This window comes from Nitrospirota bacterium, from assembly GCA_030684575.1.
Taxonomy (GTDB): domain Bacteria; phylum Nitrospirota; class Nitrospiria; order Nitrospirales; family Nitrospiraceae; genus Palsa-1315.
Genome location: JAUXVD010000008.1, coordinates 920244 through 934863 on the forward strand (window position 1 = coordinate 920244; position 14620 = coordinate 934863).

The window sequence follows — 14620 nt, forward strand, 5'->3', positions numbered from 1 at the left end:
TTTACGGGCATGGGCGAATCCCCGACCCGCACGACCAGATCCATGGCGGGTTAGTCAAGTTCCAGCGCATGCAGGATGAGTTTCCTAACTCTCCGCGCCGATTCAACGTCCTGTATATGGTGAGCAGTCGCATGCCCTATGGGGGCGAGTATGTGGCTTGGTGTGCGAGAAAGAAAGGCATGCGGATAGTGTGGAACCAGAATGGTGTGGCCTATCCCAGCTGGTATGGCCCTGGATGGGAACAGATCAATGCTCCGATGGCTCGCCTGCATGCGGATGCGGATTACGTGTTTTACCAAAGCCAGTTCTGCAAGCTTAGCGCGGATCGTTTCCTTGGTGAGCGCCGGGGGCCATGGGAGATTCTCTATAACTCGGTGGATACGAAATTGTTTGCACCGGCTGCGTCGGACCCAGACCCTGACCAGTTGGTCTTGCTACTGGGCGGCACCCAGTATCAATACTACCGGCTTGATTGTGCACTCCGCGTATTGGCGTCCCTTATTCGGCACGGAATAAAGGCGCGGCTACTAGTTACCGGTCGATTGAGTTGGATGCTGAATGAAGAGGAGGCAGGTCGTCAGGCGGAGGAGCTCGTCAAGCGCCTTGGATTGCAAGGGCGAGTCCGTTTTCTAGGTCCGTACACCCAGGTGGATGCGCCGTCAATTTTCAGGCAAGCTCATATCTTGCTGCACACCAAGGTCAACGATCCGTGCCCGGGGTTGGTGGTGGAGGCCATGGCCTGTGGGCTTCCGGTCGTCTATTCGAGTAGCGGTGGGCTCCCAGAGCTTGTGGGAGATCAAGCTGGGGTCGGTGTGTCGGCTGAGTTGGATTGGAATCGGGATGTTCCTCCAGATTCCGAGAGTATGGCCAACGCAGTTGTGCATGTTGTGCGAAATCGGGATCGCTATGCTCAAGCAGCGCGCCGACGGGCGATGGAGCGATTCGACCTGCAGCCGTGGCTGGCCCGCCATCGCGAAGTATTTGCTACGGTCCTCAGATGAAGAAAATCACTCGAATCGCCATGCGCATCTTGTTGATGCTTGACAATGTTGTGAGTAAATTGATCAACCGTCTGGCAATTCCGTATGACGGCGGGGTACACGTGAAACATCGCTTGATGCGATATCATGACTTTTTCGTCAACAGGATTACACCGGGCGAGCGGGTCTTGGATATTGGCTGCGGATATGGAGCCGTAGCCTACTCTCTTGCAACGAGGGCCGGAGCTCTTGTCACGGGGATCGATCTCAATGAGGTAAATGTTGCGAAGGCCAAGGGCCGGTTCCATCATCCCAATCTTACGTTTGTTCACGGCGACGCCAGGACGAACTTGCCGTCTGGTCCGTGGGATGTCCTTGTGCTCTCTAACATTCTCGAGCATATCGATCAGAGGGTCTCTTTTCTGAGGGAATTGCAACAGGGGTTGCGCCCGAATCGAATGCTCATTCGCGTGCCGATGATCGATCGGGACTGGCGGGTTCCGCTTCGAGAAGAACTCGGAATGTTTCACTTTGGTGACGCAACGCATTTCACTGAGTACACAGCTGAAAGTTTCGAGAAAGAAGTGATTGTGGCTGGGCTCTCAATTCATCATGTGCAATACAATTGGGGAGAGATTTGGGCTGAAGTTGTACCATCGACATTTCCCGATGCCCTTAGCTCGAGGCCAATCTGATGCCCGGTGTGACAGTTCTTATGCCTGTTTATAATGGTGAACGTTTCCTCCGTGAGGCGATCGAGAGTATTCTCCGGCAAACGCATCGGGACTTTGAATTGCTCATCATCAATGATGGTTCGACGGATCGGTCTCGAGAGATCGTTCTGAGTTATGACGATCCGCGAATCACTTTCGCTGAGAATGCCAAGAACCTTGGACTTGCGTTGACTTTGAATGTCGGGCTTGGGTTGGCTACGTATGAATTAGTTGCCCGGCAGGATGCCGATGATATTTCTCTTCCAGAGCGGCTTGCCGTGCAGGTCCATTTTCTCGAGAAGAACCCTGACGTGGTGCTAGTGGGAACACAAGCGATGATTATCGATCAGCAAGGTTTTCGCAAGGGGCGAGTGCTGGACCGTGCCTGCACGCATGATAGTATCCGGTGGGACTTGCTATTCGATAACAGTTTTACGCATTCCTCAGTTATGTTCAGGCGCTCGACGATCGTCCAATTGGAGGGGTACGACAGTGCTTTCCGCTATTGCCAAGATTATGCGCTCTGGACGCAGGTCGCGCGCCATCACCGCGTCGCCAACATAGACCGATGCTTAGTGCAGTATCGTGTCCATCCGTTCGACCGCATGTCCGACAAGTTGAGAGATTTGATCGCGGACGAGAATCGTCTCATTATGCGCGGGTACATCGCCGATATCCTGGGCAATGGTTCGGTGTCAGAATTGGAGCTGGATGCCATGGTGAACATGCGGCTCGCCTTTGAGCGCCGATGGATTCGATCATTTCTCATTCTCATTGCGCGCTTTATCGATGCATATCAATCAATGAGCCCTTCTTCGAGCTTTAGCTCGGACTTTAAGCGGACGGTTGCGCGCCGGTATGTGAGGGCAGCCTACAAGGCGTGGGCTTCACGCCCCTGGTATGTCTTGGCCGTACTTGCGCCAGCATTGGGGCGATATCCTGTGATGAGGGTGACCGCCCGTTGGTTTGCCAATTTGCTGTGGAGTAAGGCAGGTGATGTTTGTAGGTATCTTGTAGGGAAGCCCCGCGTGGCATGCGTCCCTAATTGCAGACCGGGTGCGGTTGAGCTTTGATAGGTGCAAGGAAATTTAGTCGAACGATTCAGGGACGTACTCTATGATGAAAAGAGCGCTGATTACGGGGATCACCGGCCAGGATGGATCGTACTTAGCCGAACTTCTGCTTGATAAGGGATATGAAGTCCATGGCATCGTAAGGCGAGTTGCCATTGAGGATCCCGTTCACCGTCTGTGGCGGATTGCCCACATTAAAGATCGCCTTCATCTTCATCCGGCATCGCTGGAAAGCCTGCCAAGTCTCTATCGAGCACTTGAGGAGGTTCAGCCTCACGAATGTTATCATCTCGCTGCACAAAGCTATGTGGCCTATTCGTTTGAGGACGAATTTTCAACGCTTAATGCCAATATCAATGGGACACACTATCTCTTATCTGCGATTCGTGACCGAGTCCCGAGCTGTCGATTTTACTTTGCCGCTTCTAGTGAAATGTTTGGAAAGGTTCAGCAAACTCCGCAATCTGAGGACACACCGTTTTATCCTCGTTCGGCATACGGGATTTCAAAAGTTGCAGGGTTCCATCTGACGAGAAATTATCGAGAGGCCTACGGTATCCGTGCCTCTTGTGGAATTCTTTATAATCATGAATCTCCGAGGAGGGGATTTGAGTTCGTCACGCGAAAAATCACCTCACATGCGGCGAGAATAAAGCTTGGTCTCGCCAAGGAATTGCACCTTGGGAATTTGGATGCCAGGCGCGATTGGGGGCATGCTCGGGAGTACGTGCGGGCCATGTGGCTGATGCTTCAGAGAGACGAACCCTCGGATTATGTGATTGCAACAGGTCAACAGCATTCAGTAAGAGAATTTGCTGAAATGGCTTTTGCTTTGGTAGGCCTCGATTATAGGGACTGTGTGAAAGTAGATCCTCAATTTCTTAGGCCGGTTGATGTGGAAACGCTTCTTGGAAATCCTGCAAAGGCCAAAAAAGACTTGGGCTGGTCTTCTGAGTGCTCTTTCCAGGAATTGGTTCGTGAGATGGTAGAGGCAGACGTTAAGTTGGTTCAACGGGAAGGTACAGCAATGTAGGGTTTGTGTCCCACCGAGAGCTTCCGTTTTTGTTCGGGCGTTGAGCCCGATGCTCCCCCCCCATCATCCAATAGGATAATCCTCAGATACTTCATATTTCGCTGTTTATTATGTGTGGAATAGTAGGAATAATTGGGCCGCCTTCTAGTAATCCAAAATCTGCGGTGATTGGGATGAACAAAGTTATCCGGTATCGTGGGCCTAACGATGCCGGAGTCTGGTGCGATGCTGTCTGTGGTGTGGCACTTGGGCATGTAAGGCTCGCTGTCTTAGATTTGTCACCTGAGGGACGTCAACCGATGGTGTCTTCCAGCGGACGCTATGTCCTTTCCTACAATGGCGAGGTTTATAACTTCGCTACTCTACGGTTTGAGCTGGAGTTAGCCGGCTCGAAGTTTCGCGGACGTTCGGACACGGAAGTCATGCTCGCCGCTTTCGAGGAGTGGGGCCTTGAGAAGTCCTTACGGCGATTCGACGGCATGTTTGCCTTCGCCCTCTGGGACCGCGTTGATCGGCAACTGACCTTGGCGCGCGACCGTTTGGGCGAGAAGCCGCTGTATTACGGCTGGTGCGGTGAATCCTTCCTGTTTGGATCAGAACTCAAGGCCCTGTGTGCTCATCCATCGTGGCGCGGGGATATCAACCGGGAGGTGCTTGCCAGCTACATGCGATATGGCTATGTGCCATTACCCCATTCAATTTACCTTGGAATCTCTAAACTATTACCGGGGACGTGGTTCAGAATTTCCGCTGATGATCCGCCCGGGCATATGCCCTTGCCCGTAACGTATTGGTCGGCGCGTGAAGTCGCAATGCAGGAGCCGCTTGCTGATCTTTCTGATGCATCGGCAGCGGATGCGCTCGATGCCCTGCTGCGCCAGGCAGTGGGCAGACAGATGATTTCCGATGTGCCCATCGGGGCGTTCCTGTCTGGAGGGATTGACTCGTCTACCGTCGTCGCCTTGATGCAGTGCCAGTCTCCACGTCCTGTCCGGACATTCTCTATCGGGTTCAGTGCGTCTGATTATGACGAGGCGCGCTACGCGAAGTTGGTCGCGGCGCATCTGGGTACGGATCACACGGAGCTGTATCTGTCTGCAACAGAAGCGTTGGACGTGATTCCGCGACTGCCGGAAATCTACGATGAGCCGTTCGGCGATTCATCTCAAATCCCGACTCATCTTGTGGCCGCGCTCGCACGCAAGCATGTGACCGTCGCTCTTTCTGGCGATGGCGGAGACGAACTATTCGGTGGCTATAACCGCTACTTTTGGGGACGATCGATCTGGAACCGCATCGGTCCGGTGCCACAAGGCATGAGGTCCGGAGCCAGCAGGCTGATGACGACCTTGAGCCCTGTGGCATGGGATCGTGTCGGCAAGTTACTCCCGAGGGGCCTGCGACAACCGACGTTGGGGGACCGTATCCACAAGCTGGCGAGCGTGATGGATGTCGATGGCCCGGACGAGCTATATCGTCGACTCGTGTCCCTGCACCGGGAACCAGGCTCGTTGATCGTCGGTGCCAATGAGTCGCCAATTTGGGCTGATGCAGAGGCTGCCGCCTTCACCCGAGGCGACTTCACCGAGCGGATGATGTTTCACGACCTTGTGGGGTACCTCACCGACGACATACTGACCAAGGTGGATAGGGCTGCCATGGCAGTGAGCCTGGAAACCCGCGTGCCAATGTTAGACCATCACCTTGTCGAGTTTGCGTGGCGTCTGCCGTTATCTATGAAGATTCGCGATGGACAGGGTAAGTGGCTACTACGCCAAGTGCTTGACCGTTATGTGCCGCGCGAGTTGATCGATCGGCCCAAACAGGGCTTCGGAGTTCCACTCGATGCATGGCTGCGCGGACCCTTGCGGGAGTGGGCCGAAGAATTGCTGGATGAGCACCGCCTGCGTCGCGAGGGGTACTTGCATCCTGCACCCATTCGAGAAAAGTGGAACGAGCATCTTTCAGGTAGACGGAATTGGCAGTATTGGCTATGGAACGTTCTGATGTTTCAGGCTTGGCTCCCCGCAAAGTAATCGTCGTGAATAATCTTTCTATAAAAAGACAGCTGACGAAGTATCAGCGCCTGATCGTTATGGGCATGGTTTCAGCCCTGCTGCTGTTAATGGCCTTCTCGATGTCCGGCATCGAGAATGTCTTGCAGCGGCTGATCAGTATTTCTCCAGCGGCCTTAGCCGGCATCCTGGTCCTATTGATCGCCAACTTGTTTCAGGTGACCTTCCGGCTATGGAGGGTACTGGCTCATTTTGGGTTTCCACTGTCCTGGAATGTCGCCTTCCGTGCCAGTATTTCTGGCCACCTGGCTGGGTTGTTCGTTATCTCGTTGTTCGGGCAGGTGTTGGGGCGTCAGGCAATATTGCGAAAATATGGTGTGCTGCCAGTAGTCATTGCCAGTTTGTCCGCTTACGAGCGTGCGTTGTTAGCCCTCATCAGCGGGATCCTGGCAATGTTCGGAGAGACCTTCTTACTGGGGCCATCGGTTGTTGCTGATTTTTTTCGCCTGATGCCATTCGGTGAGATCGCTATTGTTGCAGTGGGTGGGGTGGCCCTGAGTTGGTGGCTTGGACGCTCAGGATTCGAGAGGAGGGTTGCCGCACGTATTCGGTCCTGGTCGGCATTCTCGTGTTTGTTGGAAAGTGCGGGGATAACGCTAATCAGTCAATCCCTGGTGCTGGGATCTTTTGTTGTTGGAATACAGGCGGTCCACCCAGGACTCGATATCCTGCCGTTGTTCGCCGCCGCTGCCGTGATCAGCTTTGCCGCCAGCATTCCCATCACCGTAAACGGCTGGGGGATACGGGAAGTGGCGGCCGTATACGTGCTTGGAGGGTTAGGGATTTCTGCTGCCGATGCTGTCGCGGTTTCGGTATTAATTGGGCTTTGTTCCACCATAGTCATTGTTGCTGCCTCGCCCTTTGTCTTGAAGAAGAGGACCGATACGGATTCAAGTGTCGCCGAGTCTTTGCCGATGATTGAGCCGGCGCATGAAGTCGAGAAAGCGTCTGCCTGGATTCTGGCTATGGCAACGGCGGTGTTGGTGTTCTTCCAGGTGCATGCTGAGCTTCCCGGATCGCTAGGACCCATCAATTTCAACTTAGCGGATCCTTTCGCAGTTCTTGCTCTGGCTGCCGTCAGCATTCATGCCCTATTCGTTCGTCACGCTCCTGTGTGGCGGGTTCAGAGCTTCAACGTTATTCTGGTCTTAATCAGCGCAGCATTGCTCGTAGCTTTTCTGCGAGGGGCATTAGAAATCGGTGTGACGCAGTGGGCACTTGCCGGTCGGGTATTTGGCTGGCTGGTGTTGCTAGGCTATATTTCTGCAGGCTATTTGATGGTGGTGTATGCCGGTGCTCATGGATTGCGTCGCTTGAGCGAAACTATGATTGCAACAGGGGTTGTGGTCGTAGTGCTGCAAATCATCTTGCGTCTTCTGGTGCAGGGTGGCTGGCTTGAAAAAAATTCTTCCGCGGGAAATTTTGAAGGTTATGCTGCCAATCGTAATGCATTTGTTTTTCAGATGCTGGTATGCGTTGCGCTCGTTCTTGCATATTCGTCTGTGCGTGCCAGGCATCGAACTATAGGGTACGCCCCCCAATGTATATCTAGCCCTATGTGTAGGTGGTCCTTCTCACATCTGTTCCCCTCGCTTCTTGGCGTAGTACTGGTGGGTGTCATTTTGAGCGGTTCGCGGGCAGGATGGCTTGTCTGCGTGGTCATGCTTCTTGCTGCGTGGATTGGTCGGCTCGCAGACCGCCACGTGATGGTCTGGGGGCTGATATGCGCCATAGTCTTCTGGGGCATGATGTTGATCGGTGGCGCGATTCAGGGGGGAGCATTCATGGATATTATACTCAAGGGTAGTGCGATCCAAAGCGCGATCTCAAGTGAAGGCAGCGGGCAAGAGCACCGGGAGAGTATGGCTCGAGCATTGGAGTTGTGGCTACAGTCACCGGTTATGGGTGCAGGGTTGGGTATCTTTATTGAAAAGAGTCCCGTCTGGTTCGGGCATCCTCTTGTGGTCCATAGCACACCTCTCTGGATACTAGCCGAATTTGGGATGGTTGGCGCGTCGGTATTCGGTTGGGCGTTCTTTATGGTGGCGAGATCCGCCTTCAAATTTGATGCAAAGTCGTCTGCCCACCGGGCCTTAGGGCTGCTCCTGCTTAGTTTTGCCGGATTCTGTTTAGTGCATGAGATTTTCTACCAGAGAATATTCTGGTTGGTACTCGGAGCGATGCTGGCGTATCCAGGCAGGATGGGCGGATTGCCACAGGAGCTTAAACGTCAAGGAATTCATATTGGTACTCGAGAAGAGGCAGCTTTGTTTTCACCAGGTTTTGATGCTCAGGCGGGACGGGTTAGTGTCGGAGTGGACCAAGGAACTATTCTGCGAGAATCGTCTGTGCTCGAGGGTTAGCTATACCTGGAACCAGTTTGCGAAATATGGAGCAAGAATTTCTGATGGCGGCGGAATTGAGAGTATCCGCTAGAGATCACTCCGATGCTTCAAGCGGGAACCGTCGCTAATGTCACGCACGACTCGTCTTTTATTTCTTGTTACAGAAGACTGGACCTTCTGGGAGATTCGTCGTGATCTCGCCCGCATCGCGCTCGATGCTGGGTACGAGGTGACGATTGCCACGCGCGTGACTGCCCATGCCGAGCGTATTCGACAAGAAGGCTTTTGCCTTGTCCCAATCAGAATGCTGAGGGAGAGTCGAAACCCGCTCAGGGAGTTGTTGACGTTTCTTGAATTGGTACGGATCTATCGCCGAGTCCGTCCGCAGATTGTCCAGCATGTAGCGATGAAGCCTGTGCTCTATGGCTCGTTCGCTGCGTGGGTGACTCGTATTCCCGCCGTGATCAATGTCTTTGGGGGGTTGGGCTACGCGTTTACCGATCGGCCACAGGAAACCTCCCTTCTTCGTTCCATCTTGCAGCGGGGACTCAGGTGGGCTATTGCACTGAGTCGATCCATCGTGATCGTGCAGAATCCTGACGATCGAGATATGTTGGTGCAGGAGAATGTTGTAACTTCGTCACAAGTTCGTCTGATAGTTGGGTCTGGCGTCGATGTTCAGCGATTTGTGCCGGTCGATCCCCCAGCCGGTGATCCCATTGTCATGCTGGTGGGGCGGATGTTGTGGGATAAGGGAGTCGGAGAGTTCGTCGACGCAGTGGTTAGGTTGAAACAGCAAGCCGTGCGGGCGCGCTTTGTGTTGGTCGGACGATGTGATCAGGGGAATCCCACCGCGATTGCGGAGGCGCAGCTTTACCGATGGGCGCAGGATCACGGCATTGAATGGTGGGGGCATTGCGAGGATCTTCCAGATGTGATCGGTCGTGCGACGTTGGTGGTCTTGCCGTCGTATCGCGAAGGCCTTCCCAAGGTATTATTGGAGGCGGCCGCATGCGGGAAAGCGGTCATCGCGACGGATGTGCCAGGTTGTCGTGAGGTTGTTCAACATCAGAAAACTGGCCTGTTAGTCCCAGTGCGAGACCCTGTGGCGCTCGCGAACGCGATCGCGAGTCTTCTCACCAACCACGAGCTACGAGCTGCCATGGGTGCCTCCGGGCGCGAATTCGTTGTGCGGGAGTTCTCGAATGAGAAAATCGGGCGACAGTTTCTTGATCTGTATAAAGAATGTCTTGGCCTACAGGGGGCGCGTCAGTAATCCGGATGAAGAAATTTGTCTAATACAATGATGATTGCATTTTTTTCTGTGACGGTGATCGTTGGTTTCTTTTCGTGGTGGTTGACCGGATGGCTTGCCGGGCCTGATTCCCCTATAGTGTCACTGGATCATCCAAACCAGCGGTCACTCCATCTGACGCCAATACCAAGGACTGGCGGGGTCGCCATCATGGGGGCTCTCTACCTTGGGGTGCTGACTTTGGGACTATGGGGATGGATCCGCTCGTCACCCGACGAGTCTATGCCGAGACTCGTCTCGACCGGGTGGCCTATCGTCATGACGACAGGTGTGATCAGCCTTGTGTCATTCATGGACGACCGGCGTGGTCTTCCGATTGTGATACGGCTTGGGGTTCACCTCCTGGTTGCAGCTCTCCTCGTGATCGGTGCAGGGTTGGTGATTCCCTCTATAGCCGTTCCCTCCCTCGGGTTCATCAAGCTGGGATGGATCGCAGCTCCCTTTACGGTTGTGTTTCTCGTCTGGATGGCTAATTTATACAACTTTATGGATGGAATGGACGGGTTTGCCGGCGGTATGACGGTGATCGGCTGTGGCTTACTCGGGTATTTGGGCTGGCAGGCCCACCATCCTTTGGTTTCTGTGCTTGCAACCGTGCATTCTGTGGCGGCGGCGGGATTTCTTGTCCATAATTTTCCTCCGGCGAAGATTTTCATGGGCGATGTCGGGAGTGTGTCCACAGGCTTTCTTGTGGCGGCATTGACTGTTCTCGGATGGCGCGACGGAGTTTTTGATCTCTGGGTTCCGCTTATCGTATTCTCACCCTTTATCCTTGATGCTACCGTGACGTTGGTACGGCGGGCCCTTCGTCATGAAAAAGTATGGGAGGCCCATCGGGATCACTATTATCAGCGATTGGTATTGATTGGGTGGGGCCATCGACGGACGGTCTTAGCAGAATATGGATTGATGGCTCTGTGCGGAGGCTTGGCGCTCTGCTATCAGTATGCATCGGAAGAGTGGCGGCTCGTCGTTTTGGGGTTCTGGGCGATGTTATTTTTCTCCCTAGCCCTTGCGGTGCAGGGCGTTGAGCAACGGAGACAACCGCTCGGATTTTGAAAGCATATCGGTGCTAGTGAATTCATTATTTGCCATGCCGGCATCCGGGCGCGTACCGAAGCTGGATGCCATTCTCCGTTTCGTGTTGGTCGTGTATATTGCAGTCCTTCCGTTCACGCCACTCTTCCGCGTGGAGCGAACCGGATTTCTTGTCCTCCTGGGTTTGCTGGTTTGGTGGTGTGTTACGAATCGGCATCTATTCTATTCCCGGACACCGTACGATATGCTCCTGCTCGCGTTTGTTGCCTGGGTCGGGCTTACGATCCCGTTTTCCGTCTCTCCGTTTTATAGTGTGCAGGAGTACGGAAAGTTACTCCAGCAGATGCTGGTCTTTTACGCGGTGATCTATTTCTTCAAGGGGCGATTCTATCGACAGGTTCTTTTAGGTCTGGTCGGGGTCATGGCCATCATTGTCGCCGGATATGGACTTTCTCAGTTCAATCTCAATGATGCTCAGTTGGTGCATTCTTTTCTTCCTGCTGAAGTATGGCTGACCACATTTCTAATCATGGTCATTCCTTTTGGGTTAGCGCTGGCTTTAGGCGAGGGGCCTCCAGAAATACGAATAGGCAGTGCCGTTGTTGTCGGAATGATGACGGCCTGCTTGCTCGCCACTCAATCTCGCGCAGGGCTGGTTGCCTTTGTGGCTGAGCTTTGGGTCATTGTTTGGTTCATTCGATCGACTCCCGCCAAGGTCGTCACAGCGTTGACGACGGGTTGTGCGATTGCCGTTGTCCTGATAGTTTTCAACGCAAACACAATCCCCTCGGCCGATATAAGCGCCGATATCACAAGCTCGATTCCTGTTAAAAAAGGTTTTTCATCTGTGTTTCACCGGTTTGATATTTGGGGCTTCACCTTGTCTGAGATCGCCAAGAATTGGTTGGTTGGGATTGGATATGGGAACCATAGTTATCTTTTGCTCTATGGCCAAGACAACGAAGTTGTCCTGCCTGGGCATGCTGCCATCACACAGTCAGGGACACACAATATATTTCTTTATCTGGCGCTTCATGTCGGGCTCCCAGGGATGTTGCTGTTTGGGTGGTTCTTTGTTCGGGTCGTTCAGACGACTGCTGCAGAATACCGACAAGCTCAGGATTGGCTGTCGAAATCCATTCTTGTGGGGTCAGTTGTCAGTGGCCTGGGGTTGATTGTCCGTCTACAGTTCGATCAAATGTTTATTGGGACGTTGGCCATGCTCTTCTGGGTGCTTTTGGCGATGGCAGTTCTGAGTTACCCGTCATACAATCAAGTAACTGAAGAGATTCGAGCCTGAAGGCGTGAAGCGTCAACGGAGGTCTCGTTGGCGAATCGCATGCTTAAGGTGAAGAAGAGGCTATGCAAAAACTCGTGATCGCGCTATTCCATCGTCTCGTCGGTCGCTATGGGCTATTTATGCAGCGGTATCGATCAGTTCTTGTGGTCTGTACTCAGCTCGGGCTTATTGCTGTGGCGAATGTGGCAGCCTTTGCCCTCCGATTCGAAGGGGATATTCCCCTCGACCAAGTGCGACTGTTCTACAGTGGCCTCCCCCTCGTGTTGGCCATATATTCGATTGGTCTTGCCGTATTTGGTATTCAGCAAGGGCTGTGGCGTTATGTCGGCCTCCATGATTTAGCCCGCATTTTCTGGGCCTCCGTCATCAGCGCAGTAGTGTTCTTCGGTGTTGTTCATGGTCTACTCGGGTGGGTGGCGTATCCCCGCTCGGTCATTATTTTGACGAGCGTGCTGAGTGGACTCTTTCTCGCCGGCATCCGGCTGGCTGTTCGCTGGTTCCGTGAATGGCTTCGAGTCTTAAGCCCCTCGGCTAGAAGAGTCTTGATTGTTGGAGCGGGCCATGCCGGAGAGTTGTTGGTGCGGGATATGTTGAGCGACGGGAACTCGCAGTACCGGCCGGTAGGTTTGGTGGACGATGATCCGATCAAGCGCAAGATGAAGATTCATGGCGTATCGGTGGTGGGGGCTATTGAAGATATTGCCGGCCTGACGCGAGGGCTTGTTGCGCATGAGATCATTGTGGCGATTCCATCGGCGTCGACCGCCCTGAAGCAGCGGATTCTTGCCGCAGCAGAAGGGTGTAAGGTTCCCATCAAACTTTTGCCGAGTGTGAAGCAGCTGTTGGCGAACCCTGAGGCACTGAGGCAGGTTCGACCGATGAGCCTGGAGGATCTTCTCCAACGTGAACCTATTCAGATGGATCGGCAGGAGTTGAATCCCTTGCTCGAAGGGAAACGAGTACTTGTGACCGGTGCAGGGGGGTCGATCGGGTCTGAGCTCTGCAGGCAGATCGCTCGATATCATCCATCGACATTGATCCTCTTTGAGCGTTATGAGAATGGGCTGTACGCATTAGATCTTGAATTGCGAAGGCAGTTTCCGACACTCACGATTATTGCGGCGGTGGGAGATGTCACCGTCCACGACCGGGTGATCGAGGTGTTGCGGCAGACGGACCCGGAGCTTGTCTTTCATGCTGCTGCGCATAAGCATGTGCCCTTGATGGAGCTGAATCCGAAGGAGGCCGTCCGCAATAACATTTTTGGAACCAAAGTTGTGGCTGAGGCTGCTTTGGCTTGTGGCGTGGATCGATTTGTGCTGATTTCCACCGACAAGGCGGTGAATCCGACCAGTGTCATGGGCGCCACAAAACGGGTAGCCGAAGACCTGCTGCAGAGACTGAGTTATAGCGGACAGACAAAATTTACGGTGGTCAGGTTTGGGAATGTGCTGGGCAGTAACGGCAGTGTGGTCCCTTTGTTTACGGACCAGATCCGAAGAGGTGGGCCGGTTACGGTGACCCATCCTGAGATCAAACGTTTCTTCATGACGATTCCTGAGGCGGTGCAATTGGTGCTACAGGCCAGCCTGTTGGGTCGGGGCGGTGAAGTGTTTGTGCTGGATATGGGGGAGCAGGTCAAAGTAGTCGATTTGGCTAGAAATATGATTGTGTTGTCCGGTCTTGTGCCTGACCAGGATATTCAGATTGAGTTTAGCGGGTTACGGCCTGGGGAAAAATTATACGAAGAGCTCTTTGACGCAACTGAGCAAGTGGAGCCTACGTCGCACGCAAAGATCCGGCGTGCCATCAGTCCACAGGCGATTCAGTCTGATCGTCTCGATCGAGCGATGGCTCATCTCGAAGCTGCCCTGAGTCATGGCGATGACGATGAATTGATTCGCCGACTCAATGAGGCTGTCCCAACCTATACTCCAATGTCGGCTCGCAACGCTGTACATATTCATTGATCTGCGCTGCCCTGTCTCTCGATTTTTCCGGTTGGGGACAGATATGGGGACAGATATATGTGGTGCGGTTCATCTCTGCGCCTACTCCAGGATGAGGGCGGCGGTCATATTTGCTGACTTATTTGTTTTCTTTTATCTCGGTTTTTGGTGTGCAGAGTTAGGCAAGGTTAGTAAGATGGCACAGGTCAATAGATAGGACTCATACAATGGTGCAACGGACATCAACGAAAAAAATAGCTCAGCCTCGGAAGGTCTCACGTACGTTGCTCAGGCAGATCCGTCTCTTTGCCACCGATGTCGATGGTGTCCTGACTGATGCAGGCATGTACTATGCTGAGTCCGGCGATGAGTGGAAGAAGTTTAATACGCGTGACGGTATGGGGATCAAGCTGCTGCAAAAGGCCGGGATCATCACCGCTATTGTCACGCAGGAGCGGACGAAGTTAGTCGCACGGCGTGCTGAGAAGCTCACGATCCCCGAGCTGCACCAAGGGGTGCTGGATAAGTTGTCGCTCGTCCGCGAGATGGCGTCACGTTATGGACTCACGCTCAGCCAGGTTGCTTACATCGGGGACGATATTAACGATCTCGAGACGCTCAAGGCGGTGGGATTTTCTGCCACACCGGCCGATGGAATGCCCCAAGTTGCTGCAGTGGTTGACTATATATGTCAGAAGAAGGGTGGTGAGGGGGCGGTTCGGGAAATCATTGAGATGATTTTAGCAGCTCAAGGCTCAACGTCCAAAGTTACAGCATCAGGAAAGCGCACATAGGGCAG

General features: G+C 53.5%; 11 protein-coding genes. All 11 read left to right on the top strand.

The window, feature by feature from the left end:
- Positions 1-68 precede the first annotated feature (68 nt).
- The 11 genes from Q8N00_07560 to Q8N00_07610 all read left to right on the top strand — a co-directional run bounded on the left by Q8N00_07560 (position 69) and on the right by Q8N00_07610 (position 14615).
- Positions 69-1001, top strand: coding sequence for a glycosyltransferase family 4 protein (locus tag Q8N00_07560; protein MDP2382647.1), 933 nt, complete (start codon positions 69-71; stop codon positions 999-1001).
- On the top strand, positions 998-1675 hold the full coding sequence (locus tag Q8N00_07565) for a class I SAM-dependent methyltransferase (GenBank protein ID MDP2382648.1): 678 nt from the start codon (positions 998-1000) through the stop codon (positions 1673-1675). Before Q8N00_07560 ends, Q8N00_07565 begins: the two co-directional genes overlap by 4 nt.
- Entirely contained in the window at positions 1675-2766 is a 1092-nt protein-coding gene (locus tag Q8N00_07570) for a glycosyltransferase (GenBank protein MDP2382649.1), read from the top strand. The genes Q8N00_07565 and Q8N00_07570 overlap by 1 nt, the downstream gene beginning before the upstream one ends.
- A 43-nt stretch (positions 2767-2809) precedes the next feature.
- On the top strand, positions 2810-3799 hold the full coding sequence (locus tag Q8N00_07575) for a GDP-mannose 4,6-dehydratase (protein ID MDP2382650.1): 990 nt from the start codon (positions 2810-2812) through the stop codon (positions 3797-3799).
- Between the two features lie 110 nt (positions 3800-3909).
- The gene (gene asnB, locus Q8N00_07580) at positions 3910-5835 is read left to right on the top strand and encodes an asparagine synthase (glutamine-hydrolyzing) (protein MDP2382651.1); all 1926 of its coding nucleotides are present in this window, start codon (positions 3910-3912) and stop codon (positions 5833-5835) included.
- A complete protein-coding gene (locus Q8N00_07585; protein MDP2382652.1) occupies positions 5793-8237 on the top strand; it encodes a lysylphosphatidylglycerol synthase domain-containing protein in 2445 nt (814 codons plus the stop codon). Before asnB ends, Q8N00_07585 begins: the two co-directional genes overlap by 43 nt.
- Before the next feature lie 109 nt (positions 8238-8346).
- Entirely contained in the window at positions 8347-9495 is a 1149-nt protein-coding gene (locus Q8N00_07590; GenBank protein MDP2382653.1) for a glycosyltransferase family 4 protein, read from the top strand.
- Positions 9496-9756: 261 nt separating this feature from the next.
- Positions 9757-10593: a glycosyltransferase family 4 protein gene (locus Q8N00_07595; protein MDP2382654.1), complete on the top strand. Its 837-nt coding sequence runs from the start codon at positions 9757-9759 to the stop codon at positions 10591-10593.
- A 223-nt stretch (positions 10594-10816) separates the two neighbouring features.
- Positions 10817-11872, top strand: a complete 1056-nt coding sequence (locus tag Q8N00_07600; protein MDP2382655.1) for an O-antigen ligase family protein — start codon at positions 10817-10819, stop codon at positions 11870-11872.
- A gap of 62 nt (positions 11873-11934) precedes the next feature.
- Entirely contained in the window at positions 11935-13842 is a 1908-nt protein-coding gene (locus tag Q8N00_07605; protein ID MDP2382656.1) for a nucleoside-diphosphate sugar epimerase/dehydratase, read from the top strand.
- A 206-nt stretch (positions 13843-14048) separates the two neighbouring features.
- On the top strand, positions 14049-14615 hold the full coding sequence (locus Q8N00_07610; protein MDP2382657.1) for an HAD hydrolase family protein: 567 nt from the start codon (positions 14049-14051) through the stop codon (positions 14613-14615).
- Positions 14616-14620: the final 5 nt, after the last annotated feature.